Annotated in this window: 25 protein-coding genes; 13 read left to right on the plus strand and 12 right to left on the minus strand. The window is 57.0% G+C overall.

Annotation, left to right across the window (positions count from 1 at the left end):
- Nucleotides 1-11: 11 nt before the first annotated feature.
- The 8 genes from DBY20_08040 to DBY20_08075 all read left to right on the plus strand — a co-directional run bounded on the left by DBY20_08040 (nucleotide 12) and on the right by DBY20_08075 (nucleotide 10,430).
- On the plus strand, nucleotides 12-2,294 hold the full coding sequence (locus tag DBY20_08040; protein PWL78258.1) for a bifunctional 23S rRNA (guanine(2069)-N(7))-methyltransferase RlmK/23S rRNA (guanine(2445)-N(2))-methyltransferase RlmL: 2,283 nt from the start codon (nucleotides 12-14) through the stop codon (nucleotides 2,292-2,294).
- Between the two features lie 175 nt (nucleotides 2,295-2,469).
- Nucleotides 2,470-3,609, plus strand: coding sequence for a hypothetical protein (locus tag DBY20_08045; protein PWL78259.1), 1,140 nt, complete (start codon nucleotides 2,470-2,472; stop codon nucleotides 3,607-3,609).
- Nucleotides 3,610-3,640: 31 nt separating this feature from the next.
- On the plus strand, nucleotides 3,641-4,216 hold the full coding sequence (raiA, locus tag DBY20_08050) for a ribosome-associated translation inhibitor RaiA (protein PWL78260.1): 576 nt from the start codon (nucleotides 3,641-3,643) through the stop codon (nucleotides 4,214-4,216).
- A gap of 162 nt (nucleotides 4,217-4,378) precedes the next feature.
- Nucleotides 4,379-5,461, plus strand: a complete 1,083-nt coding sequence (locus DBY20_08055) for a 3-phosphoserine/phosphohydroxythreonine aminotransferase (protein ID PWL78261.1) — start codon at nucleotides 4,379-4,381, stop codon at nucleotides 5,459-5,461.
- Nucleotides 5,462-5,767: 306 nt separating this feature from the next.
- Nucleotides 5,768-6,829, plus strand: a complete 1,062-nt coding sequence (locus DBY20_08060) for a hypothetical protein (protein PWL78262.1) — start codon at nucleotides 5,768-5,770, stop codon at nucleotides 6,827-6,829.
- Nucleotides 6,830-6,949: 120 nt separating this feature from the next.
- On the plus strand, nucleotides 6,950-7,849 hold the full coding sequence (locus DBY20_08065; protein ID PWL78263.1) for a sulfite exporter TauE/SafE family protein: 900 nt from the start codon (nucleotides 6,950-6,952) through the stop codon (nucleotides 7,847-7,849).
- Nucleotides 7,850-8,235: 386 nt separating this feature from the next.
- Nucleotides 8,236-9,954, plus strand: coding sequence for a biosynthetic-type acetolactate synthase large subunit (ilvB, locus tag DBY20_08070; GenBank protein PWL78264.1), 1,719 nt, complete (start codon nucleotides 8,236-8,238; stop codon nucleotides 9,952-9,954).
- A gap of 2 nt (nucleotides 9,955-9,956) precedes the next feature.
- Entirely contained in the window at nucleotides 9,957-10,430 is a 474-nt protein-coding gene (locus DBY20_08075) for an acetolactate synthase small subunit (protein PWL78265.1), read from the plus strand.
- A 310-nt stretch (nucleotides 10,431-10,740) separates the two neighbouring features.
- Here DBY20_08075 and DBY20_08080 read toward each other — a convergent pair whose 3' ends face one another.
- The 4 genes from DBY20_08080 to DBY20_08095 form a co-directional block, all read right to left on the minus strand.
- Nucleotides 10,741-12,414, minus strand: coding sequence for an acetyl-CoA synthetase (locus DBY20_08080; protein ID PWL78266.1), 1,674 nt, complete (start codon nucleotides 12,412-12,414; stop codon nucleotides 10,741-10,743).
- A gap of 57 nt (nucleotides 12,415-12,471) precedes the next feature.
- Nucleotides 12,472-13,023 carry an XRE family transcriptional regulator gene (locus DBY20_08085; GenBank protein ID PWL78267.1) on the minus strand — a complete coding sequence of 184 codons (552 nt, stop codon included), beginning with the start codon at nucleotides 13,021-13,023 and terminating at the stop codon, nucleotides 12,472-12,474.
- Nucleotides 13,024-13,370: 347 nt separating this feature from the next.
- A complete protein-coding gene (locus DBY20_08090; GenBank protein PWL78268.1) occupies nucleotides 13,371-13,724 on the minus strand; it encodes a hypothetical protein in 354 nt (117 codons plus the stop codon).
- 112 nt (nucleotides 13,725-13,836) lie between these two features.
- Nucleotides 13,837-14,232 (minus strand): hypothetical protein, encoded by a 396-nt coding sequence (locus DBY20_08095; GenBank protein PWL78269.1) that lies wholly within the window; start codon nucleotides 14,230-14,232, stop codon nucleotides 13,837-13,839.
- 808 nt (nucleotides 14,233-15,040) lie between these two features.
- Here DBY20_08095 and DBY20_08100 point away from each other — a divergent pair.
- Both DBY20_08100 and DBY20_08105 read left to right on the plus strand, forming a co-directional pair.
- Nucleotides 15,041-16,630: a phosphoglycerate dehydrogenase gene (locus DBY20_08100; GenBank protein PWL78270.1), complete on the plus strand. Its 1,590-nt coding sequence runs from the start codon at nucleotides 15,041-15,043 to the stop codon at nucleotides 16,628-16,630.
- A 342-nt stretch (nucleotides 16,631-16,972) separates the two neighbouring features.
- Nucleotides 16,973-17,572 (plus strand): radical SAM protein, encoded by a 600-nt coding sequence (locus DBY20_08105; protein ID PWL78313.1) that lies wholly within the window; start codon nucleotides 16,973-16,975, stop codon nucleotides 17,570-17,572.
- Here the strand turns inward: DBY20_08105 and DBY20_08110 are convergent.
- Nucleotides 17,569-17,997: a hypothetical protein gene (locus tag DBY20_08110; GenBank protein ID PWL78271.1), complete on the minus strand. Its 429-nt coding sequence runs from the start codon at nucleotides 17,995-17,997 to the stop codon at nucleotides 17,569-17,571. The two genes, DBY20_08105 and DBY20_08110, sit on opposite strands and share 4 nt — an antisense overlap.
- A complete protein-coding gene (locus DBY20_08115) occupies nucleotides 17,994-18,338 on the minus strand; it encodes a hypothetical protein (GenBank protein ID PWL78272.1) in 345 nt (114 codons plus the stop codon). The genes DBY20_08110 and DBY20_08115 overlap by 4 nt, the downstream gene beginning before the upstream one ends.
- 103 nt (nucleotides 18,339-18,441) lie before the next feature.
- Here DBY20_08115 and DBY20_08120 point away from each other — a divergent pair, with 103 nt between their 5' ends.
- Genes DBY20_08120 through DBY20_08130 form a run of 3 tightly spaced genes read left to right on the plus strand, consistent with a single transcriptional unit; the run spans nucleotide 18,442 to nucleotide 19,433 of the window.
- Nucleotides 18,442-18,720 carry a hypothetical protein gene (locus DBY20_08120; protein PWL78273.1) on the plus strand — a complete coding sequence of 93 codons (279 nt, stop codon included), beginning with the start codon at nucleotides 18,442-18,444 and terminating at the stop codon, nucleotides 18,718-18,720.
- On the plus strand, nucleotides 18,717-19,034 hold the full coding sequence (locus DBY20_08125; GenBank protein ID PWL78274.1) for a hypothetical protein: 318 nt from the start codon (nucleotides 18,717-18,719) through the stop codon (nucleotides 19,032-19,034). Before DBY20_08120 ends, DBY20_08125 begins: the two co-directional genes overlap by 4 nt.
- 9 nt (nucleotides 19,035-19,043) lie before the next feature.
- Entirely contained in the window at nucleotides 19,044-19,433 is a 390-nt protein-coding gene (locus DBY20_08130) for an 8-oxo-dGTP diphosphatase MutT (protein ID PWL78275.1), read from the plus strand.
- 126 nt (nucleotides 19,434-19,559) lie between these two features.
- On the opposite strand, the gene DBY20_08135 is transcribed toward DBY20_08130, so the two are convergent.
- From DBY20_08135 to DBY20_08160, 6 genes are all read right to left on the minus strand, one after another.
- Entirely contained in the window at nucleotides 19,560-20,642 is a 1,083-nt protein-coding gene (locus DBY20_08135) for a hypothetical protein (GenBank protein ID PWL78276.1), read from the minus strand.
- 179 nt (nucleotides 20,643-20,821) lie between these two features.
- Complete coding sequence (locus tag DBY20_08140) at nucleotides 20,822-21,976, minus strand: DNA (cytosine-5-)-methyltransferase (protein ID PWL78277.1); 1,155 nt, start codon at nucleotides 21,974-21,976, stop codon at nucleotides 20,822-20,824.
- Between the two features lie 88 nt (nucleotides 21,977-22,064).
- Complete coding sequence (locus DBY20_08145; GenBank protein PWL78278.1) at nucleotides 22,065-23,183, minus strand: HindVP family restriction endonuclease; 1,119 nt, start codon at nucleotides 23,181-23,183, stop codon at nucleotides 22,065-22,067.
- 181 nt (nucleotides 23,184-23,364) lie between these two features.
- Entirely contained in the window at nucleotides 23,365-23,742 is a 378-nt protein-coding gene (locus tag DBY20_08150) for a hypothetical protein (GenBank protein PWL78279.1), read from the minus strand.
- Entirely contained in the window at nucleotides 23,723-24,280 is a 558-nt protein-coding gene (locus DBY20_08155) for a hypothetical protein (protein PWL78280.1), read from the minus strand. The genes DBY20_08150 and DBY20_08155 overlap by 20 nt, the downstream gene beginning before the upstream one ends.
- 128 nt (nucleotides 24,281-24,408) lie before the next feature.
- Nucleotides 24,409-25,482 (minus strand): ketoacyl-ACP synthase III, encoded by a 1,074-nt coding sequence (locus DBY20_08160; protein ID PWL78281.1) that lies wholly within the window; start codon nucleotides 25,480-25,482, stop codon nucleotides 24,409-24,411.
- Nucleotides 25,483-25,567 lie beyond the last annotated feature (85 nt).

Consider the following 25,567-nt stretch of genomic DNA (forward strand, 5'->3'; position numbering starts at 1 on the left):
GGCGACCTTCCATGGAGTTGTTCGCGACTTGCGGCACGGGTCTTGAGGCGATTCTCGGCCAGGAGCTGCGCGGCCTTGGGATGGACGAGGTTCGCCCCCTCACGGGCGGTGTCGCGTTCTCGGCAGATCTTGAACAGGCCTATACCGCGCTGTTATGGTCGCGCGTCGCGAGCCGCATCCTGCTGGTGCTCGAACGCGTCGAGGCAACGGACTCCGATAGCCTCTATGCGGGCGTGCGTGGCATTGCCTGGGAGGATGTCGTTGCCCCCGGCGCGACGATTGCCGTGAACGCCCGTGGCACCAACGACCAGCTGCGTGACACGCGCTATACGGCGCTGCGCGTGAAGGATGCCGTCTGCGACCGCTTGCGCGATGAGCGTGGCGAGCGTCCCGATGTCGATGCGCAACATCCCGACCTGCTCATTCAGGTAAACCTTCACGCCAAGCGAGCGACCGTCTACATCGACCTCTCGGGCACCTCGCTTGAGAATCGTGGGTATCGCGATGTCGCACGGAGCAGCTCGCCTTTCATACACGAAACGCTCGCTGCTGCCATGCTCCTCGCGGCGGATTGGCCCGCACGTGCAAAGTGCGGCGAAATACTTGTTGATAGCATGTGCGCCGCAGGTACCCTCATTATCGAAGCGGCTTTGATAGCGGGTGATGTGGCGCCGGGTATCACACGCTCTACCTGGGGATTCTCGGGGTGGTGTGGCCATGACGAAAAGTTGTGGCAGACCATCCTCGACGCTGCTGACGCACGTGCCCAAGCAGGGGCGCGTGAGGTCGTGATATACGCGACAGACGCCCGCGAGCGCGAGATAGCGTGCGCACGGGCCCGGGCCAAGGCTGCGGCTATCGCCTCGCTCATCGAGTTTCTACCGTGCCGAGACGCGCTTGCCAACACCATCATGTACCGTGCCGACGCTCGGGGTTTGTTCGCGAGCTGCCTCTTCGTCAGCACGGAGTGCCTCGAGGCGACCCTACCCGCGCTCTACGCGCAGCTTGCTGGCGAATTGCTTGACGCCAAGCCGCTTGAGGCGGCTGTCCTGCTCGTAGAGGGCCAAGATGCCGATGCCTATCTAGGCATGGAGCGCACGCGGGGCTATAGCTGCATGAACGGTTCCGCTCCCTGTGACATCGCGCTCTTCGACCTGCGCGGTGATGCATCCCGTGCTGCACAGGTGAGCGTGCGTGACAGGCAGCTCGCCGTCTACGACGCAAGCGCACAGCAGTTTGCCGACCGTCTCAACAAGGTTTTCAAGCAGCGCCGCAAATGGGCGAGCAAGAACGGCATTTCGGCCTATCGCATCTACGATGCGGATTTGCCCGACTACAACATGGCCATCGACCTCTATGAGGGGGCGGGCAAGGATGCGGGCAGGCGCCTCGTGCACGTCGCCGAGTACGCGCCACCCAAGAACATCGATGCAGCCAAGGCGGCACGCCGCATGACCGACGCCCTCAATATCGCAAGCGTCGTGCTCGACGTTTCCGCAGACGACATCTTCGTGAAGCGTCGCGTGCGTGCCAAGGGCGGCTCGCAATACGCGCAGCTTACGCAGCAGGCGGGTGAGACACATTGGACAGGTACATCTGTCTCATCGCGGTTCCGCGATGAGACAGATGTACCTGTCCAATGTGTCTCACCCGCCATCATGCGCCCCGGGCGTCTCATCACGCAGGAGAATGGTCTGCTCCTCGAGGTCGATCTTGCGAGCTATCTCGACACAGGGCTGTTCCTCGACCATCGTGACACACGCGAACTTGTCGGCAAGCTTGCCGCGGGCAAGAGCTTCCTCAACCTCTTTGCCTACACTTGCACGGCAAGTGTCTATGCCGCTGCCCATGGGGCGAAGTTCACGACGAGTGTAGACCTCTCGAACACCTACCTGCAATGGGGCGAGTGCAACATGGAACTTAACGGCCTCATGAATGGCCACCAGGAGTTCGTGCGTGCCGATTGCGTCGAATGGGTCCAGCAAACGCGTCACACGAAAATGCGCTGGGACCTCATCTTCGTCGATCCGCCCACCTTCTCGAACTCCGCGAAGATGCGCACGCGCGGCTGGGACGTGCAACGCGACCATGCCGAGCTGCTCATCGGTGTGAGCCGCCTGCTAAGCCGTGGCGGTGCTGCGGTGTTCTCGTGTAATCTGCGTGGATTCAAGCTTGACCGCGAAACGATCGAACGTGCGGGCGTGCAGGTCGTTGACATCACCGACAAGACGATACCGTTGGATTTCGAGCGACATGCCCAGGTCCACCATTGTTTTGTTTTGCGGAGAATCTAGACCGCGCGATTATCTGCTGCGTGATACACTAAAGCCGCTCCTCCCAAGTCTGTGGTTGCGAGCTGGTAAAACAGCTCTAGTCCAAGGCAGATGCGGTCGAAAGGATCCACGTAAGCGGGCAGGGTTTCCTGCACGTGAGCATGGCGCATCTTAGGGGTAAGACGTACCGTCCGTTATGGTCACATACGGTGGCCCGGGCGAGAAAATGAGTAGTGAGATAGTATCAGGCAAAAGTTTCTGTATGCGAGTGTGGGGTCAAAAACCAGGTCAGTTGGGAGGAGCACTTTCACTGGCCCATGAAAAACGGAGCAAGATGTTCGCAAAGCAAATCAAACACAAGACAATAGCCTCGATCATCATGGCGCTTGCCGTGTGCATGCTTGCCGTGGTCGGGCTGTCCGCGTGCCAGCTTCAAACCAAGACGCAGGTTGAGAGCAATCTCACGCCCAAGCTGGATGCTTCGGCAACCATCACCGAGGGCGTACTCACCGTGGGCATCAACACGAGCAACTCACCGTATGGCGGCACCAATTCGAGCAATCAGACCGTCGGCATCGATGTCGACGTTGCCGCGGCCGTCGCCCAGGAGCTCGGCTTGCGCATGCAGATCATCGATGTCGGGTCGAGTGGTCGCTTCGCGCTCAGCAACAAGCAGGTCGATGTTGCTCTCGGGCTCACCAAGTCCGGCACGGGCGACCTCGTCACCTACAGCGATCCATATCTGACGGACGGCCTCTCGCTGTTTTGCCTGAGCACCAACCGTCCCGTCTCCATCGAGGATGTCGCAGCGCAGACGGCTGCTGGCACCGCCAAGGTGCTCGTCCAGGCCGAGACCACTGCTGCGAGCAAAATGCAGGAGCTTCTCGGCATCGACAAGATCGTCGCCATGCCCACCATGCAGGCGGCATTTGACGCGCTCAACAACGGCGAGCAGAAGTTCCTGGTGACCGACGCAGTCATCGGCGATTACTTTGCGCGCAACTACGAGAGCGTCATCCGCATGGGATTCCTGGGCGCAGATTGCGTCACGCCCATCTACGCCGTGACGCTCACGCAGAGCTCCGCGCTTTCGAGTGGCGTTAACACCGCCATCAAGACGATCAACGAAAACGGCGTCATGCGTGTCATCGCAACCAAGTGGCTTGGTACCGATGGCGATACGCTTCTTGCAGGAAAGACCGATCTGGCGACGCTGCCAGCCAAGGCATTTGGCATCGGCGTGTCAGCAGAACCGGATAATCCCGAGGAACCCAACCCCGATACGCCGGAAACCCCAGGTGAGGAGGATACGGGCGCGCAATCCGGCGACGAGTAGAACGAACAACCCACGATCAAGGAGGTCTATCATGGCTATCACAGTTTCGGGACGAAAGATGAACGTCACTCCCGCTATCAAGGACTACGTTGACGAGAAGATCGGGCGCTCGCTCGAGGTATTCGACAGTGCCGCCATGGACGCGGAGGTCGTCCTGCGTACCGAGAAGAACCCGGCCATTTCGCTCAATGCCATTTGCGAGGTCACGGTCAATGCCAAGGGTGCCGTCATTCGCGTGGCCGAGTCCGCCGAGGACATGTACGCGGCCATCGACCTGGCATCCGACAAGGTTACCCGTCAGCTGCGCAAGTACAAGACGAGGATCGTGGAGCGCCGTGGCGGCAGGGGTAGCATCCGCCACCTCCAGCCCGACGAGCTGGACATCCCCGATGTCATCCCGACCGAGCCCGAGGAAGACGACGACTTGCTCGTGCGTCTGAAGGAAGTCGAGATGGAGCCTATGACCGAGGAGCATGCACTCGTGCAGACCGACCTGCTTGGCCATGACTTCTTCGTCTACTTCGACCAGGACGCGCATCAGATCCAGGTCATCTACCATCGCAAGAATGGCGGCTACGGCATCATCAGGCCAATCATCAACGCATAGGCAATAAGACACGCCATCGTTTTGAGCAAGGGGTCGGGCACTGCCCGGCCCCTTTGTCGTAGCACATTGGCTACTCTGTGTCTTTTTATACATAGCCGCGCTTGTCAGAGTGCTAGTATGTGCAGATTATCAACTGCAGTAGGACGAAAGGAACGTCAACTCATGGCACGCGTGTACAACTTTTCCGCCGGTCCGGCGGTGCTTCCCGAAGAGGTCCTGAAGCAAGCGGCGAGCGAGATGCTCGATTACGAGGGCACCGGCATGTCCGTCATGGAGATGAGCCATCGTTCGGCCGCCTTCACCAAGATCATCACCGAGGCCGAGCAAGACCTGCGCGATTTGATGGGCATTCCGGATAACTATAAGGTGCTCTTCCTGCAGGGCGGTGACTCCCTGCTCTTCGCGACGGTGTTCATGAACCTTGCAACCAACGGCAAGGCCGACTACATCGTCACCGGCGGCTGGTCCAAGAAGGCCTACAAGGAGGCCCAGATTCTCGGCGACCCCAAGCTGCTGGTCAACGGCGAGGGCGACAACTTCTCGTGGATTCCCGACCTCTCTGACCTCGACATTCGCGAGGACGCGTCCTACGTCTACATCTGCGAGAACGAGACCGTCTACGGCAATCGCATCTACACGCTGCCCAACACCAAGGGCCATGTGCTCGTGTCCGACCAGAGCTCGATGTTCCTCTCCGAGCCGGTTGATGTGAGCAAGTACGGCCTCATCCACGCCGGCGTGCAGAAGAACTGCGGTCCAGCTGGCGTGCAGATCGTCATCGTGCGCGAGGATCTTATCCCCGACGACCTCCCCGGCGTGCCCACCATGCTGCGCTTCAAGACGCATGCGGATAGCGGCAGCCTCTACAACACGCCGCCGAGCTATGGCATCTACGTGTGCGGGCTCGTGTTCAAGTGGATCAAGGAGCTGGGTGGCCTCGAGGTCATGAAGGAGCGCAACGAGGCCAAGGCCAAGCTGCTCTACGACTACCTCGACGCGAGCGACCTTTTCTCGAGCACGGTCAATCCCAAGGACCGCTCCATCATGAACGTACCGTTCATCACGGGCGATGAGGACCTCGACAAGAAGTTCATCGCCGAGGCGACCGCTGCCGGTCTGGCCAACATCAAGGGTCATCGCAGCGTGGGTGGCATGCGCGCGAGCATCTACAACGCCATGCCCATCGAGGGCGTGCAGGCGCTTGTCGACTTCATGCGCGAGTTCGAGGCGGCCAACAACAAATAGGGGCAAACGCGCAACTTGACGCATCGGAAGGGCGCCCGCATTATGCGAGCGCCCTTGTCATTCCGAGTGGAGCGACCGAAGGTCGCGAAGTCGAGGAATCTCTCCTGCCGCCTCTCGATTCTGCTTCGCTTCGCTCGAAATGACAGTGACTGCTCCCCTTTTGATGGGACGCGATTGTTCGCGAACACCTCTTTCGCAGTTGTGAAGCGGATATGTAGGGAATGTGACGGGTTTTGAGCATATTGCTAGCTTACGTTACAGTTATATCCCGCATGCACGTAAACGAAGCGTAAATGAGGTTAATTTTTGCTGCAACATGCACTCAACCGAGGCATCATCCTCGTGCTCTCATCTTTGTTGGCGCTTGTGATTTGTCTTGCCAGCGGCGGGTTTGTGCAGACATCCCTCGCAGACGAAGAAGCTGAGGCTCTCGAGGCACAGGTCAAGTCCAGTGCCGATGCCTATAACGACGCCATCTCACGCCAGGAAGAGCTAACGGCCGAGATAGCGACACTCGATGCGCGTATAGCGGAGCTCGAAGCAAAGCTTCCCGCCCAGCGCGAGCGTTCTGACGAGAGCATACGAGCGCTCTACAAGTACGAGTACGATTCATCGAGCGTGCTCATGATGCTGCTTGAGTCAACGAGCGTCACCGACATGCTTGCGATTGTCGATTCATACAATTGGATCATCGAGTACAACACGACGGAGATCCAAAGCGCTATCCAAATGGAGTCCGAGCTCAAGAATGCTCGAGAGAAGCTCGCAAACGACAAGGCGAATGTCGACAAGGCCGCCCAGGATGCGCTCGATTCGCTGCAACAAGCCCGCGAGGCCCGCGAGCGCGTGGCGGCTCGAGCTGCCGCTGCTCAGGCTGCCGAGCAACAGGCAAGCCAGTACGTCATCAATTCGGATTCGGCGAGCGCCGACGAGAAACAGGCCGCGAGCGCGGCGAGCAACGCGGCATCATCGGCCAGCGCCTCGCATGTGGGATGGTCGGCGGATAAGTCCGACTTCGTGAGCGACTGGGCACCGCGCATCGATGCGTACCTTTCGGGTTCGCCCATGGCGGGTACGGGCGAGTACTACGCAGCGGCTGCTTGGGATAATGGCGTTGACCCGCGTTGGGCGCCGGCGATTTCGTATGTGGAGAGCAGCAAAGGCGCCGTCTGCTTCCGCTCGCACAACGCCTGGGGTTACGGTAGTTACAGCTTTGGCTCATGGGAAGAGGGCATCAACAGGGTCGTTTCCGCACTCGGAGGCTCGCTGTACGGCGGCTATCTCACGCGTGAGGCTGCTGCTACGTATTGCCCCTCGAATCCCGGGCACTGGTACAACAGCTGCGCCGAGCAAATGGCCCAGATCTAGTAGGCAGATGGAGTGGAGGGGATGTGTCAGGGGGTCAGACCCCTTGGCACATGGATCCATGTGCCAAGGGGTCTGACCCCCTGACACATCCGTCTTCGACATTCGCTTATCATGTAGTCCATGGAAATCGTCATCACATCTATAGTGCTCGTTCTTGTTGGCGTCGGCATCGGCGTGTTGTCTGGCTTGCTTGGCATTGGCGGCGGCACCATCATGGTTCCCGTTCTGCGATTGGGCTACGGGCTTGATGCCTTCATGGCCACGGCGACCTCGCTCTTCGCGATCATCCCGATCTCGCTTGCAGGAGCTATCACGCACATCCGCGCACGGAGCTGCTTTCCCAAACTGGGATTGCTTCTGGGTATTGCCGGCGCAGTTACTTCGTCGGCAGGCGTGTACCTGGGGTCGATTTCCCCTTCATGGCTCATCATGCTGGCCGCTGCCATCATCATCGTCTGCTCTGCCTTCACCATGTTGCGAAAGGCGTTGCGCATGGGGAAAGGGGGGACAGACCCCTCCGTTGCAGGTGGGCAAAAGGGGACAGACCCCGCAACGCCGGACCCCACAACGCCGACTGGCAATAAGGGGACGGACCCTCACGGCGCGCACGAGGCCAAGCAGACGCCCCCCTGCGCATTTGCATTCACGCGCAAAAACGTCGCGCTAGCGGTGGTGATAGGCCTCATAGCCGGATTCGCCTCGGGCTATGTGGGCGTAGGCGGCGGCTTCGTCATGGTTCCGCTCATGACGGCATGGCTTGGCATCCCCATGAAGCGCACCTCGGGCACCTCGCTCATCGCCATCATCATCCTCGCCGTCCCCGGCGTCATCCAGCAGGCCTTCCTCGGTCACATCGACTACCTTGCGGGCATCATGCTGTGCGTAGGCGCTATTCCCGGTGCCGTGCTCGGCGCCCGCCTCGTGCCGCGGGTACCCGAACGCACGCTGCGCTTCATCTTCGCCGGTCTGCTTGCCGTGGCAGCCGTGATGCTCGTGATAAACGAGTTCGGCTTGCTGTAATGTCATTTCGACGAGGGGGCGATGCGAGCCCACGCTGCCATTCCGAGCGAAGGAGTACTGCTCCCCTTGTCATTTCGACCGGAGGGGGCTGCCCCCATTGTCATTTCGGGCGGAGAGGGCTGCCCCCATTGTCATTTCGAGCGGAGGGGTACTGCCCCCATTGTCATTTCGAGCGAAGCGAACGCAGTGAGCGAAGTCGAGAAATCTCGCCCCTTGCGTTTCAATGGCAGTAATGGGGGAGATTTCTCCACTACGGCGCTCCGCGCCCCCGGTCGAAATGACTGCGGGAGGGCAACCGGCCTTCGGTCGAAATGACAAAAGAGGCTCGCTATAATACGTAGATTACGCTATCGAAGCCCAGTGACGAGGGAAACGGCAACACCACGATGAGCAAACACAACGAAACGAAGATGACCGGAGCCCAGTGCCTCATACGGGCGCTGGAGGATGCCGGCGTCGAAACCGTCTTTGGCTATCCCGGCGGCCATGCGCTTGACATCTACGACGCGCTTTACGATAGCAAGAAACTCAACCACATCCTCGTGCGCCACGAGCAGGGTGCGGTGCACGCTGCCGATGGCTATGCGCGTGCGACCGGCAAAGCTGGCACCGTCATCGTCACGAGCGGCCCTGGTGCCACCAACACGGTCACGGGCATCGCGACGGCGTACATGGACTCCATTCCGCTCGTCGTCATCACCGGCCAGGTTCCCACCGATGCGCTGGGAAGCGATGCGTTCCAGGAGTCGGACATGACCGGCATCACGCTCCCCATCGTCAAACACAGCTATCTCGTCAAGGACGCGGCTGATATTCCCGCTATCATCGCCCAGGCATATCACATCGCCTCGACCGGACGTCCGGGTCCCGTGGTCATCGACATCCCGAGCAACCTCGCGCGCGAGCTCGACGTTGCATACGACTATCCCGCCGAGGTCAAGCTCCAGTCATACAAGCCCACGTACAAGGGCAACAGCAAGCAGGTGAAGCAAGCGGCGCGCGCAATCGAGAAGGCGAAGCGCCCTGTCATATACGCGGGAGGCGGTGTCATCACCTCGGGCGCGACGGCCGAGCTCACGCAGCTTGCAGAGTCGATGCAGATTCCCGTTGCGACGACGCTCACCGGCAAGGGGGGCTTTCCCGAGGACAGCCCGCTCAACCTGGGGATGCTGGGAATGTACGGGCTCCCGGCGGCAAACGAGGCAATGCACGAGAGCGACCTCGTACTCGCCGTGGGCACGCGTTTCGCGAACCGTTCGACGGGCGATGCACACGGGTTCGCGCCGCATGCGCGCGTGATACACATCGACATCGATCCCGCCGAGATAGGCAAGAACCACCATGCCGATATCCCCATCGTGGGCGATGTGAAGACGGTGCTCGGCTCCCTCATCGAGGAGTTGCACAAGAACGATGCGCAGCCACAGACCTCCGCGTGGCTCGAGAGCATCGCGCAGTGGAAGCGGGAAAAGCCCCATCGCAACATGCGTGACGAGGGTATGATTCGCCCCGAGCAGGTGATGATGGCCCTCGACGAGCTCACGAAGGACCGCGACACCATCCTCACCACCGATGTGGGCCAACATCAGATGTGGGCAAGCCAGCTTTTCCACACCACGAGGCCGCGCACGTTCGTGTCGAGTGGTGGTGCGGGGACGATGGGATTTGGACTTCCGGCGGCAATGGGCGCTCAGCTCGGCATGCCCGATAGCCGTGTCATCTGCATCACGGGCGATGGCTCCATCCAGATGAACGTTCAGGAGATGGCGACGATTCGCGAGAACGGGCTGCCGGTCAAGGTGTTGCTCCTCGACAACAATTGCCTGGGAATGGTGCGCCAGATGCAAGAGCAGTTCCACGACAGGCGCTACAGCCAGACCCTGTTCAGTCGCAATCCCGATTTCGTTGCGCTTGCCCGCGCCTACGGGTGGGGCGCAAGCAAGGTCGAGAGCCCATCGGAGCTCGAGGCGGCGATGCAGCAGTGGCTTGCAAGCGAAGGACCGGCGCTTCTGTGGCTTCCCATTGCGAGCGACGAGGACGTGTATCCCAAGGACGCGTGCGATGGCTCGGCCAAGGGCGTGTCGGACCTGCGAGACGAGGAGTAGCCATGTCGCGCATTCTTTCCGTGTGGGTGGATAACAAACCGGGCGTGCTCGCTCGCATTGCCGGCCTCATCGCGCGCCGCGGCTTCAACATCGAGTCTCTTGCCGTCAGCATCACCGAGGAGGACGTGCGCAGTCGCGTGACCATGGTGGTCGATGCCGACGAGCTCATCGTCGAGCAGGTGACCAAGCAGCTTCACAAGCTCATCAACGTGTACAAGGTGACCGACCTCACCGATAAGGATCACATCGAGCGCGAGCTCGTGCTCTTCAAGGTGAGCGCCGAGCCTGAGAAACGCGGCGAGATCATCGAGCTTGCGGGGCTCTTTGGCGCGCGCGTCGATGGTGGGGCGGCCGATTCGCTCATCATCGAACTCACGGACACCGCCGAGAGGATCGAGGCGTTCGAGGCTCTTCTCGGTCCCTATGGCATCAGGGAAATGATCCGCACCGGCAAGGTCGCGCTAGCAACTGACTAGCCGCCCGTCTCGAGCGAAAGGGCGAGATTCCTCCGCTCCGGTGCCTTCGGCCCCTCCGGTCGGAATGACAATAATGCCCCCCTGTCATTTCGAGCGGAGAGGGCTGCTCCCATTGTCATTTCGAGCGAAGCGAACGCAGTGAGCGAAGTCGAGAAATCTCGTCCCTTGCGTTTCAGTGGCAATAACGGGGGAGATTTCTCCACTACGGCGCTCCGCGCCTCCGGTCGAAATGACAGGGGAGCGAGCTGCACGCCTCCGGTCGGAATGACAGAGCGCTCACGCTCCTCCGCTCGGAATGGCAGAGGCAGTCCTAGTCGTCAACCCCGTCGGCGTTGCGGATCATCTTGCGCTTGATCTTGCCGCCGATGGTCTTGGGCAGGTCATCGACGTACTCCACGATACGCGGATACTTGTACGGCGCCGTCGTGCGCTTGACGTGGTCCTGCAGCTCCTTGGTGAGCTCGTCGCTCGGCTCGTAGCCCTTGGCCAGGATGATGGAAGCCTTCACGACCTTGCCGCGTACGGGGTCGGGGGCGGCGGTCACCGCGCATTCGACGACGGCCGGGTGCGCCACGAGCGCGCTCTCCACCTCGAACGGCCCAATGCGATAGCCCGAGCACTTGATGACGTCGTCGTTGCGGCCAACGAAGAAGCAGTAGCCGTCGGTGTCACGCCATGCCATGTCGTGTAGGTTGTAGTACTCGCCACCCACGGCTTCGGCCGTACGCTCGGGATCGTTGTAGTAGCCGACGAACAGGCCCGGCGGATAGGCTTCCTTGAGGCCGGTGACGCAGATAGCGCCCTCGCTGCCGTCGGCAACCTCGTAGCCATCATCGTCGAACAGCTTGATGTTGAGCAGCGGACTGGGCTTGCCCATGGAGCCGGGGCGCGGCTCGATCCACGGGTAGGTCGCCAGCAGCACGGGGCCTTCGGTTTGGCCAAAGCCCTCGCGGATCTTCTTGCCCGTAAGCTTCTCCCACTGGATGGTCACCTCGCCGTTGAGCGGTTCGCCCGCGGTCGCGAAATTCTCGATGGACGAGAGATCATAGGCTGCGACGTCCTCCTGGAGCATGAAGCGGTACATGGTGGGCGGCGCGCAGAAGGTCGCGAGGTCGTAGTCCTGCATGACCTGCAGCAGTTTGGCAGGCACGAACTTGTCCATGTCGTAGCAGAAAATCGTTGCGCCGGCGATCCACTGGCCGTAGATCTTGCCCCAGCCAAACTTGGCCCAGCCGCTGTCGGTCACGCTCATGTGCAGGCGATTTTCGCGCACCTGCTGCCAGTACTTGGCGGTGAGGATGTGTCCGAGCGGGTGCTTGAAGCTGTGCTCCACGGCCTTGGCATTGCCGGTCGTGCCGCTCGTAAAGTAGATGAGCATGATGTCGTCGATTTGCGTGGCGTCATCGCCGGTAGGACGTTCCCACTCGTCGCTTTCGTTCTCGATGAGCTCGTCGAAGGACAGCCAGCCGTCGCGCTTGCCCGCGACGAGCACCTTCTCCTGGATGCTGGGCGAGTTGGGAAGGGCGCCCTCCACCTGCTCGACCACGTAGTCGTCATCGACGCAGATGAGCATCTTGACGGCTGCGGAGTTTGCGCGGTACGCAATGTCTTTCGAGGTGAGCTGGATGGTTGCCGGGATAATCGAGGCGCCGATCTTGCATAACGCCATAGCGCACACCCAGTATTCCCAACGGCGGCGCAGCATCATCATCACGACGTCGCCCTTGCGGATGCCAAGCTTCTTGAAGGCGTTGGCGGCGCGGTTTGAGAGCAGCGAAATGTCCGTGAACGTGAACTCGCGCTCCTCGCCAGCGTCGTTGATCCACACGAGGGCCTTCTTCTCGGGCTCGACACGCGCCCACTCGTCTACGACGTCATAGGCGAAGTTGAAGTTCTCGGGCACGTCGATCTTGAAGTTGTCGTAGAAATCCTCGTACGAGTCGAATTCGATGCGGGGGCAATATTTGCTGAGTATGTAGTCCACTTTTACCTTTTCTTTCTAGGATATGAGACAGTGTGCCAGGCACGCTGTCTCGTTGTCTCATTCGCTAATGATGGTAAGGAACTTGGCTGGTACATCGCCGTTGCAGCGCTGCCCGTGCCTGTGTTCCGGGTTGAAGAAGATGGAGTCGCCTGCGTCGAGGACTATCTCGCGGTCATCGAAGGTGAAGACGATGGAACCCTCGAGGATGTAGTTGAACTCCTGGCCCCGATGGTCGACGAGCTCTGCGGGCTCGTCATGGGGGTCAAGGGTGACGAGGAGGGGCTGGAAGTCCTTCTGCGTAAAACGCCAGGCAAGATCCTCGAAGTGATAGCCCGGAAGTCGGTCGACCTCGCGGCCTTCGCCTGCCTTGATGAGGTGGAAGGTGTCGAGATGTCCGGACTTGCCCGTCAGGATCTCCGTGAACTCGATGCCAAAGCGATTTGCCATGTGATAGATGGCCGAGATGGGCACATCGGCACCCGTCTCCTCCCATTGGATGTAAGTTTCCAGATCAACGTCAAGGTCGGCGGCCATGTCCTCGGCCGTTACGTCGCAGGCCTCGCGGATGCCTCGGATGCGCTCGCCAATGGCGATGAAATCAGTTGACATAATCGACCTTTCTCTGGAACGGAATTGTCGTTGAGGATATACCCTGACCGTGTGCTATGCAAGCGAAAACCTGCGCCATGCACAGAGGTGGAGGGTCGGTGTATCTCACCTGGCGAGCGCGTTTTTTGCGATTGTGTGGACTTGCAACTCTTCGCATGCACGTTTTTTGCGATTATGTGGCACCGCTTTTCTTTGCTTGCATGTTTTTTTCGATAATGTGAGACTAAACGCCCCTTGGTCTTCACATAATCGCAATTTCTTTACATGAGGCGTTTTCCATCTCACACAATCGCAATTTATTTGCATGCAGATTGCCCTTGTCTCACACTATCGAAAAATGCTCTCTATCAGACGTCGGCCCAGCGACCCGCGAAGCCCGCATCATTGCCCACGACGTCACCTGCGGAGTAGCCGGTCATCGTGCCATAGATGACGACTTCGCCGATGCTCGTCTGCGCTTTGACGTCGATGCTGTTGGCCCAGGTTGCGCCATGGGCGGCGAACTCGATATCCTCGCCATTGATGTGCGCGACGCCCGCGACGTCAAAGTCCTTGCCGTTGCGCGTGCCCTCCGCGTCGAGCGATCCCACATCGGTGATGTCGAGATGTGCGCGGGCGGTGTCGCCCGAAAGCTCGAGCTTCACCTTTCCCTGACGATGGTATTTGGGCGTGTCGACGATGACATCGTATGTTGAGGCCATGGGGTGTCCTTTCGCGTGTTGTTGCTGCAAGCGATAGTAGCGCATGTGCGAAAAGACAGCTAGGACGGGAGGCCCGAAAGAGCGAATGCGGTGTGGCCGGTCGAACGGAAGGCTAACTGCCCATCCAGTCGAGCAATTCGCGTTGACGAGCCAAATGCCGATCGTTTGGCGTCTGCAAGCGCCGCTTGCATTTGCGATTGACGAGTTCGAACCGCTTTCGTAATCTCGCATCGTCGGACAAGTCATCCTTTCCGAGCGAGATGGCGGTGATTCCGAGCATGCGGTATGCATTGCGCACGAGCTTGTCGTAATTCAGGCGCTCCTGTGCCGATGGCCATGCGCGATTACTGTATTCAATGACCACACGATACTCGGGCCAATAAAGGTCGGGTTTGAAGGTGCGCGCGCCAAGAATGCGCGCGGCGGGGTCGGGTGCCTCGATTTCCTGGCCGAGCAGAGGGGCCTTGCACCCCATTCCTCCCTGGAGCCGGGGAAGATGCGCGAGCATGCAGACTTTCGTTTCCCTGGGCGAGCGCGATCCTTGCAGGATTTGTCGGGCCGCCCTGCGGGCCGCCCTGGCCCCTGTGAAGTTATGGGCACTTGTCGCGAAAGCGGCAAAGCCCTCCGGCGTGCTGATGGGACTTCGGGGGAGAAATCCGCGCGGAGCATCGGGAGCGAGCGCGTAGTCCCCGCAGAGCTCAAAGCCAAGAGCGATCAAATCGAACCATGCAAACGAGCGCGCCATTTGCAGAAAGCAGAATTCGGGACTGCTGAGTGCGATATGCAGTCTCGTGCCGTCGGGAAGGGTTGTTTCGTCAGCTAGGACAAGCGCTCCGTCTGGCAAGGCAGTTTGCACGCAATGGAATCGCGCCCGCTTGGTGGAGCGCCTCTCGTTTCGATTGGCGGTGAGTAGATCGAGCGGCTTGCGCATACTCGCGAGCATACCTGACGAAAGGGCGCTGTCGAGCGTTCGAACGTGAGCGCACCCGCACGCGTGGTCGATAAAGTCACGCGCCTCGTCGGCATCTAGGCCTCGTCCGCGTTTTGCGGTTGGGCTGCGCCAATAGGAGAGCGAGCTATTGTGAGCAAGAATAATATATGCATGCTTTGTCATGTGATTAAAATAGGCGATATGGTGGCAAAATCAAGAGCAAGCAGCTGTGTTTCATGAGATAAAACCGCCAAATCGATGTAAATATACACTTTTCGTGCCACTTATAGAACCAAAACGGGGAACCCTTATCGTCCGAGACGAGGGGTCACTACAATAACTGCATTTACTGCGCCATACTGGTTATGACAACTGGGAAATGAGGATGATCATGAAGGTATTGATTCCGGAAAAGTTCAACAAAGCCGGCATTGCCGTGCTTGAGGATGCCGGTTACGAAGTCACGTTCAAGCCCGACACCACGCCCGAGGAGCTCGTCGAGATGATTCCCGAGTACGACGCGCTCATCGTGCGCTCGGCCACGACGGTCACCCGCGAGGTCATCGAAGCCGGAACCAAGCTCAAGATCATCGGCCGAGCCGGTGTGGGCGTCGACAACATCGATCGCGACGCTGCCACCGAGCGCGGCATCATCGTGTGCAACGCGCCGCTTTCCAACGTCGTGTCCGCTGCCGAGCAGACCATGGCACTCATGCTCGCCACCGCGCGCAACACAGCGGCTGCGAGCGCGTCCATGAAAGAAGGCAAGTGGGACCGCTCCAAGTTCACGGGCAAGGAGCTCCAGGACAAGACGCTCGGCATCTTCGGTACCGGTCACGTCGGCCTGTTGGTTGCCGAGCGTGCCGCCGCCTTTGGCATGAAGCTCATCGGCTATGACCCGTACTGCCCGCCCGAGCGCGCCGCCCACTACGGCATCACGTTGCTCGATGACATCGACGAGGTGTGCAAGCAGTCCGACTTCATCACCCTGCACATGCCCAAGACTCCCGAGACCACCGGCATGATCGGCGCCAAGCAGCTGGCCGAGATGCCCGAGGGCGCCATCGTCCTCAATGTCGCGCGCGGCGGCCTGGTCGACCTCGATGCGCTTGCCGACGCGCTCGAGAACGGCCACCTAGCCGGTGCCGGCATCGACGTGTGGGAGAACGAGCCCGTCTCCGACTCGCCCATCCACAAGTTCGAGAACGCCGTCATCACCCCGCACCTGGGTGCATCCACCAAGGAGGCCCAGATTCGCGCGGCAACGCAGATCGCCGAGTACGTCATCGCCGGCCTCGAGGGCAAGACGGTTGCCACAGCGGTGAACGCCGCGCGCATCCCGGCCGACGTCATGGCGCAGCTCAAGTACTTCATCCCCGTTGCCCAGCGCGGTGGCGAGATTCTGTCGCAGGTCGTTGGCGGCGGTATCGAGAAGCTGAAGGTCACGGCATGTGGCAAGATAGCAGACACGGATCCGACGATCCTGGGAATGGCGGCGCTTGCGGGCGGCGTGACGTTCAACAGCGAAGTCACCGTCAACATCATCAACGCCAGCTACATCGCCGAGCAGCGCGGCATCGTCGTCGAGACCGCTACCGATCCGCTTTCTGAGAGCTATCCGAGCTATATCGAGATCGAAGCATCGTGCGGTGACGATGTGTATTCCATCAGCGTCACGCGCGATATGACCTCGGACATGCCGCGCATCATCAACTTCATGGGCCTGCCCGTCGACTTCGTGCCGATGAAGGACTTCGTCGTGCTCGAGTACGAGGATCAGCCTGGCCAGATCGGCAAGATCGGCACGGTGTTTGGCGATGCGGGCATCAACGTCGAGTCCATGCAGATCGCCAAGGACTCCGAGCATCCCCTGGTCGAGGTGCTCATTAACCTCAACCAAGCGGTTCCTGCCAACGTGCGCCGCGATCTCGAGGCCGCTCTCGACATCGAGCGCGTCTGGTACATCGATCTGTAGGGACGAAGCTATACGGCAGGCACGCTGTCTGTCGGAACACACTATGTGCCCCAAGCGGTAGTTTTTGGCAAGAGCTGGCAGAAACGAACGTTTGGGGCGCATTTTTGCTACGGGCGTGGCGGAAATTTACGTTTGGGGTACACCCAATGTGCCCCAATCGGCAATCCTCGGCAGAATATGACGAAAGCGCTCGTTTGGGGCACACGGCAAGCGCCCCAAACGGTAATTCCAGGCAGCGCTAGTTTCGTAATGTCTCACCGCATGTTTTCGCCAAGGCTTTGAAAGGCTATCCTCTAAAACACGTTAATAGAACCAGACCGGAGCTCACACATGACCAAGGCGATGAACATACTGTACGAGATCGGCGACACGCTCTACGTCAACCTCACCAATCGCTGCCCGTGTAGCTGTGCCTTTTGCATTCGCAACGAATCCGACACTGTCAACGGCCACGATGTCCTCTGGCTCGAGCGCGAGCCTACTGCCGACGAGGTCATCGAGCAACTGCGCCAACTCGACCTCTCTCGTTACTCCGAGCTTGTCTTCTGCGGGTATGGAGAGCCCATGGAAGCATTTGACGTGCTCAAGGAGGTCGCCCGTTGGGTGAAGGAGAACACGGCGTTGCCGGTGCGCATCAACACCAACGGCCAAGGTTCGCTTATCAACGGACGCGACATCACGCCCGAGCTCCAGGGAATCGTCGATACCGTCTCGGTTAGCCTCAACAGCCCCGATGCGGACGAGTATCTCGCACTCACGCGCAGCAAGTTTGGGAGCGACGCGCACCCCGCGATGCTCGAGTTCGCGCAGTGCGCGGCAAGCTATGTTCCGACGGTGGTGCTCACCACGGTGGGAGGCACCATAACGCATGAGCAGGAGCGTGCGTGCCAGGAGCTATGCGACGAGCTTGGCGTGAGCTATCGCATTCGACCGCGGGTTTAGATGCTCCACCTCTCGTAACCAAGATGTTCGAGGAGCTCGGTCGGGGTGAAGCGTGATGCGGGCAATGTCGAGAACGCATCGACATCTCTGCTGACGATGGCGTCGACCTTGTCTGCGACAGCCGCGGCAGCGATGATGCCGTCCTCGTAGTCTGGCTTTTCCAGCTCGAGGGCGTTTCTGCACACAAGGTCATCGACACTCGCCGCGTTTGAGATTTCGAGAACCAGGCGAACAGCCTCGTACGCCCTGTCAGCATCGAGACATTTGGACGTGATATAGAAAACGTCCTTGAGCGAGGTTGCCGCAACGCATAAATCGATGGATTCCTCCACGCATGCCATCAAGCAACCTTTGGAGTCTTCCTCGAACGGGGCTCTGTGGAGGATGAGATCGAGCCAGACATTGGTGTCTACGAGGACTTTCATGCCAGGGCCTCGTACTCCCTAAGCTTCTCTTCATACTGCATGTCGCGCAGCTCGTCATCGCTCATGTTCGAGAATCTGGTAGCCGGCAGAGCCCCCAGCAACTCGATGGCATCGAGCTTCTTTCGCATGACTTCTTTCTTGGGATCTTGATTCTGAAGAAACTCTGGCAGCTCGTGCGTTTTCGCGAGTGTTTCCCAGAGTGTGCGGATTGCTTCGGTGACGCTGATGCCGTTCTCCTTGAGGACCTTGTCGCCACGCTCCTTGAGGGCGCTATCGATGCGTATGTTCAGCGTAGATGCCATGACTGCCCTCCTTCGCCTCTTGTATTGTAATATTTGCATTACAGTAATGCAAACAATATGCTGCGATTAACTAAGATTTGCGTATTCAGAAAATATTCTGAATATCATGTTAGAATGTGCCTAACGGATAAGGAGGCACATTATGCCTATCGTGAGAACTGCATCGGATCTTCAGAGGAACATCGGCGAGATTTATGAGCTCTGCCAAAACAATCCCGGGCCCGTCTACATCACCCGCAACGGCAAAGCCGATCTCGTTGTCATGGACGCGCATTATTACGAGGCCCACGAGCAGCTTCGCAAGGAAGTCTCGGCGTACGAGCGTGCTTTGAATCAACGCCTCGAGGCGGCCTATGAAGACGTGAAGGCGGGCAGGGTAAAGCCATTGAAGCAGATTCGCGAAGAAATGGGCCTTGCATGAATGCGGAAGATGATGCCGAAGAATTTGTCTTCTATGAAGTTCTCATGACGCGAGAGGCCGAAGAAGACTACAGGCGGGTATCTCGTTCTCCACGCTTTCCCCGGGTCGATATGATGCTCGATATTCTAGAGGCCTTTCCCGGTGTTGGAAGGGTTTATGATCCACAGTACGAAGCGGCAAATCTTCCCGACGACGCGCGAGTTGCGTATGCAGACATATATGGCATCTACTATTTGATTGATGAGGCCAAGAGAGCGGTCATTGTGCTTGCCATTGAAGACCAGCGCAGTGATCCTATGCTCCGGTTTGGTTAGGACCTTTTCATGAAGCACATCGAGGTGGTAGCCGCAATCATCGTGCATGATGGCAAGGTCCTGGCGACCCAGCGTGGCTATGGCAACTACGCGGGCAAGTGGGAGTTTCCCGGCGGCAAGATCGAGCCGGGCGAGGCTCCCGAGGCGGCGCTCGTGCGCGAGATTCACGAAGAGCTCGACGCCGACATCGAGGTGGGGTCAAAACTCATCACGGTCGACTACGACTATCCCGAGTTCGCGATGACGATGCAGTGCTTCGTCTGCACGCTCGCCAGTGGTATGAAGCTGCTCGAGCACAGCGACGCGCGCTGGCTGGGGAGAGACGAGTTGGATTCGGTTGATTGGCTGCCTTCGGATGTCGAGGTGATCGCGGCAATTAGGGCCGCGGGAGTTGTGTAGGAAGAAGAGTTCTTGAAAACTGCGAAACATGCTTGTTGCAGTGCAAGAGATTACGTTTATACGATATATCAAGGAGAACGAACGCTATTAACGGAACGCTATGTGCTGTTAGAAACACTCGGAGTTTTATAGAGCCGAAGAACAGGAGAATGGAAAAGTCTCCTCTAATTCGCCCTGTTCACGATGCCACCGTTCTTGTTCGTCCCTAATCTCTTTATATCGGCGTGCGTCAACCAGTCGTGGTCTTATGTTCTCAATCTCAGGGATATCCTCTTGAGAATACACATATCGATATGCGTTATTTATTATCAGCTCCCTAAGGTATAAAACCAAATTGGAATCAAAATTAATTGCATCGATTTCGTCTTTCGTTCTCCCCACTTCAGTAAACAACAACGCTTGAGGCGAGAGAGGCATCACTATGTCAGCGAACTTTGTTCCGAGCCCAATATCTAATCCCACGCTTGTGTTGCCAAATCTGTCCCTCCCAAAAATGACTACAGGGTTATCGCTCGTTGGCAGGGACACTTCATCATCAAGATATATGATTCGCCAATTATAGGAGTGGAGTACTTGCGATATCTGGCCTGTCAACGCTCGAACTGACGAGGCAATAAAAGGTTGACGACCAATATATGTTTCGACTCTAATTGCAGATTGCCCCTGTTCTAACGAGCATTTTAAGGGCATATCTCCGAGGCTAGTAAGTCCAACAGAGCGAGGAGCCGCTCTTCTTCCTTGGCGCAATGCCTCGATTCCCTTTTCACTGAGCTCTTTCTCTATTTCCCTTATTGTTTCTTTTGCTGTGTCTTCAAATATCTCTTCAGTTGTTTTAGCGACTTGCTGATACCATGAAGGTGTCCTAGTCATTTGAGCTACCAAGAACTGAACGAGCGTATTCACGTCTTGAGCAGTGAGCAATGTATGTCGGTCGATTGCGCGAAATACTTCTGCAGCAGGCGTTTCAATCTTGCGCTCTAGGTAGCTTTCGTATTCGTCGTTGTCGCTTCTATCAATACGCACAGTATATAGATCAGGCTGATAAGCAGTTGATTTAATCGGTGTGGATTTCCATACAGGCACGCCTTTATTTGAGACGATCCCATTGTAGGTTCGAACTGTATTGCCGTTCCTCGACCAGCGTTTTAAATAAAACTGAGGAACATAATGATTATCATGTGTGACTTGCTTTGCCTTTTTGTGTTTCATTACGATTGCTCAATCTAACGCTGCCGTTTTCCTTATCTCTGCTACGGAGTTTTCCCATGCAGAAAACTGTGGCTATTGGCCATGTCGACGATGCCTGGATATGCCTCTGTCGAGTTAGACATTCCAAGGGCAGGAGAGCATTCTTGCCTGGCTACGATATGTCTGAGTCGTACGAGTGGCTACTTGGTCGAGTACTCAAAGTAAAGCTTTACTGCTGATTTTAAGTGGGATTTTACGCTTGCCCCAAGGCCGCTGAATCCTTCTGCCTCATTTAATAGCGCAATATATATTGACAGTGTCTCCGCTTCGTTAAAGGGAACAAGCCGCTCGGCTCTACGCAGGTTAGAAAGTGTGCTGCTGACTGTGCGCGATTGGTATTTTTTGTATGTGCGCAGCCAGCTGATGAAAGGCTCTTTGTCTATGTCGTTCAGAGAGCGTGGCTTCTTTTCAATATGGTCACGCAGCGCCGTTGCAACGAATTCTGCAAGTTTGACGGGAACGGCGTTTCCTATCATCTGTTCGCAATCTGTCTTTGATCCCACCCATTTGAAATTTGCAGGAAATGTTTGAATGAGTGAACGTTCGAGGGTTGATAAAGGCCTCACGTTATCGTCTATCACGTGGGCATCATTTGGATGGCCAGGATATCCCTTAGGAATGGGACGATTTACACCACGCATGGTGGGAGCAGGCTCATCTATCGAAAAGACAGCCCTCCTATGATAGTTTCTCGGGTGGCGATAGTAGTACTCAGTGCCAAGCGTATCGCCAAAGTAGTCACGTACGGTTGTCTCTTTTTCTGTCATTCTCTCATTTAGAATGGTCTCTAAAGCACCATCTTCTCCACCCAAAATTCCGATACAGAAAAAGCGCCTGCGCCTTTGCGGTACGCCACAGAAGCTTGCTGTTAAAACCTTTTCTGTGAGGCCGTACCCTGCTGCTCTCAGAGTTTCTCTGACATCTTTGTATGTATAGCTCTTGCGGGCTCGGTCAACATTTTCCATTACGAAAGCTTTTGGTTTTATGGCTGAAATAATCAGAGCGAAAGACTTAGTCAGGCTGGCGCGCTTGTCCTCGACCCGTTTTCCAGCATGGGAAAAGTCTTGGCACGGGGGACCACCAATAATTATATCCGGATTCAGCTGCCTGATATTTTGTACTGCGGTGTCAACATCGCTCAAGTCGATACGAAATACCGGATGCTCAAAGTTTGCCTCATAGCAATCGGCAGCAACATCCCAATACTCAAATGCCCCAGTTATATCATAACCGGCATTTTGGAATCCCTGTGTTAATCCACCGCATCCTGCAAACAAATCTACAGCCGTAGTCACTTCTGCACCTCTCTCGCTATGAGAGTTATACAGAAGAGACACATTGACGTCAATATATTGACGTCAATTACAAATCAAATCTGTAAAATTAATCAATTTTCATCATTGTGTATTCGGGCCTGGTTCTAAAGTCATAATCGCTTTTGATAAAGCCATCAAGCCTGCGCTCGGGGGAAAGCATTTCAATGCCTTCCTTCGAAATGATTTTGGTGTAAACATCGTCCGCCACACGAGGATGAACAAAGTTGTCGCAGCCTATTATCTCTAAAACAGAATTCCCCGAGAAGGCACCAGCTTTATCACTTTGCCCTCCATAGGTAATCAGACTATGTGTAATATCAAATGTTACTTTCCCCTGTGCGGCATAATCAAATAAAGATTTTACTAACCAGATTACAGAACGAGCGGGCCTGCCAATTTCAGCACTATCTCCCAATACGGCGCGTTTTGCAGCACGGGTGAATAATTGCATAAATGCCAGGTCCGACCAGAAGAAAACGTCAAAACACTCTCTATCAAAAACTGTGCTTTTGCCGTTTGTCCGCCAGAGGGCATTGAGAACAAACGGAGTTTGCACCTCCAGCCCATTGAGGATTATTTTATCGGCAGCCTCAATGACCAGAGGGAGTTTTTCGATCATATACATCTCGTTATCCCACTGGTAATCCATGGGATGCTGTAGCGTCTCCGCGATCACGTCGCCAATCTCATGCCTTCTTCGTGCACCATATGACGAGGCAATCGAAAAGCACATCTGTTCTATTGTCGGAGGCCGCACGACAATTTCGCAGCTTTGCTGCTCGCGCGCTCTCTTTGCTGTGCCGGAAGTTGGGGCGGCAACCAGCTTCACCTCGAAAGCGCTAAGCTCTTTTCCTGTGGTCTTGCTTTTTACAACCAGGTCTGAACGATTTGCGGTGCCAGTTGCGTAATAATCATATCCAGAAAAACTATCTTCGAAACTCCAAAAGGCATGAGTTGGAGCTGTTCCTATGATCTCTTCGAGTGGCTTAGTGGCATGTAAGATAGCCGGTTCATCATTTACGCTGTTGGCAAATATATAATTTGGAGCAAGTCCGAGCTCCTGATCCATGTATATTGCCAAAGCGACAGGAAAGGCGTTTGTGAAAATGTTTTTTCCGAAGGACTTTTCTTTTGTGAAATCGTGATTAGAGTCCTGAAGGCCGTACATATATGTTTTTCCAGCCATATTGCACCTTTTCCGCTGCTTCTTATTATAGCCAAGCGAAAAAGAATATACATGTATGACGATGTCTGCGCAAAGAAATGAGGGATAAATGCGCGCCCATCTTTAGCTCAATGATGATACGAGGGTTTAAACTAAGGGGTAATGCGGCTTATATGATTTGATTATTTGCGATCCGATCCCCTCAGTCAATCTCTACACCCATACCATTGCAATATGCTCTGCAACCATCGAGGATTTCATCGAAGTCATTTTCTATAACGTCCCAGACGATTTCACGATCAACTTCACCATAGGCATGTGCCAGACGATTACGGATGCCGCGCGCGCCCTTGTCATTAAGCGAGTATTTTCTGACCGTAGCTTCCTCGACGCTGCCGAGCTCTTCGGTGAGCCGGAGAACGCGATTCAAGATTCCCTCTGCCATGAGATCGTCTTCGTCATTGGCTGGATTAAGAAACCGTTCTTTCGTAAATTGCGTGCCATTAATTTGCGCGCGTGTCTTCACGATGATGTCATACACCTCTTGTATTCGCCCTAGGTCACTTTTCTTTGCGTTCATATGCGCAGACACCGTCCTTTTCTATGGCAAGCGCGAGTGACTTGCTTTGGATTTCGCGCGCAGTAATCACGTCGCACGCCCTGCCGGTTTCCTGCTTCATCATTTTAGTGAATGACACAAGGTCATGGAGATTGAACCCGGCTTCCCTGTCCACCTCGAGTCTGATGTCTATGTCGCTGTCGGTAGTTTGCTGATTTCGGGCAAACGACCCAAAAAGCCATGCGCGCTCGATTCCCGGAAAGCGCGATGAGATACTGGCGATTGTATCAAGTACATTCTGTTTTCCGAGAGATACTTCGACAGAACCCCTCTCCTCATTAGTGAGCAGCGAGTGGAGCAAATCGAGCTTCTCGTCCATTTCTGCAAGGGTCATTGCGATGTCACGCTCGTTTCGCTCGAGGCCCATTTCGAGAAAGTGTATGTAGGCATCGGTTTTGCGCAGGTTGTTTTTCCGAGCGTACGCTTCGACTTGCTCAGCAAGAGCGTACGGAACTCTGAGCGAGAGTGCCTGACGATTGTTGGTTTTCATGCTTTCCATGATTTGCTCGCATCACTCGGAAAAGAGGATTACGAGCAAAATGTATCACAAATGAAATACGTTTTGGCAATCTATTCGCCTCATTACCGAAAATCCGCGATTCCCATTACCGATTTTCCGCCCGCTCCTTACGCCTCGAACAGCAGCGCGCCGCTCGTGAGTCCGCCACCAAAGCCCACGCACATCACCTTGTCGCCCGGCTGGATGCGTCCGGAATCGTACGCATCGCTCAGCGCCATGAGCACGCTCGACGCACTCGTGTTGCCCGCTTCGGCGATGGAGACCTGCCAGCGCTCGTAGGGAACGCCTAGCTTCTTGGCGGCAAAGCGGATGATGCGGTCGTTTGCCTGATGCGGCACGATGCAGCTCACCTCGTCCATCGACACGCCCGCGCGTTCGCACACCTCGCGTGCGGCCTCCACGATGGCGGCGGTGGCGAACTTGAAGACGCGCTGGCCGTGCATGCGGATGAACGCGGCGTGCTCGGCAAAGCCACCCTCGTCGGTTTCGATGTTCATGATTTCGCCCACACCCACATTGCCGACGTTCTCCCCAAACGGGAAGGTGCTCATGTCGTGGTTCGCATCGACGGTCAGGCACAGGGTGTCATCGTCGGTGTTCTTCAGGAAGCTCGCCAAAATGCCCGGCGCGCTCTCGTCCCACTCGAGTACTACGGCGCCGGCACCATCGCCAAAGAGCACGCAGGTGGCGCGATCGGTCCAGTCGGTGATGCGCGAAAGCCGCTCCGCACCCACAACCAGCGCACGGCGCATGGCGTTGCGCTTGTGGCCGATGCCGCTTCCACCCGCACTGGCAACCGATGCCTCGATCATGGTGGAGGCGACGTCGATGCCGTAGATGCAGCCGCTGCAGGCGGCATTGAGGTCAAACGCTATGGCTTTGCTAGCGCCCAGTTGCGCCTTGATGAGCGCCGCCTGGGACGGAACGATAACGTCTCCGGAGATGGTCATGCACACGATGAGATCGATATCTCCGGCCGCGACGCCCGCATTTTCGAGGGCGGCTTGTGCAGCCTGGACTCCAAGATCGGTGGTGGACTCGTCAACCGCGATGCGGCGGTTGTGGATGCCGGTGCGCTCGACGATCCATTCGTCGCTTGTGTCGACGATGTTTGCCAGGTCATCGTTGCTCACGACGAGCTCCGGTTGGGCCTTTCCGTGTCCGACGATCTTGCATCCCATGGCATTTCTCCTTGCTGGTCGGTCTTCGCCCCCGTCCGTCCGGGTGGGCTGACGCCCGACTATCTTAGAGTAATTCCGCCGGAAT

Source organism: Coriobacteriia bacterium, from assembly GCA_003149935.1.
Lineage (GTDB): Bacteria > Actinomycetota > Coriobacteriia > Coriobacteriales > QAMH01 > QAMH01.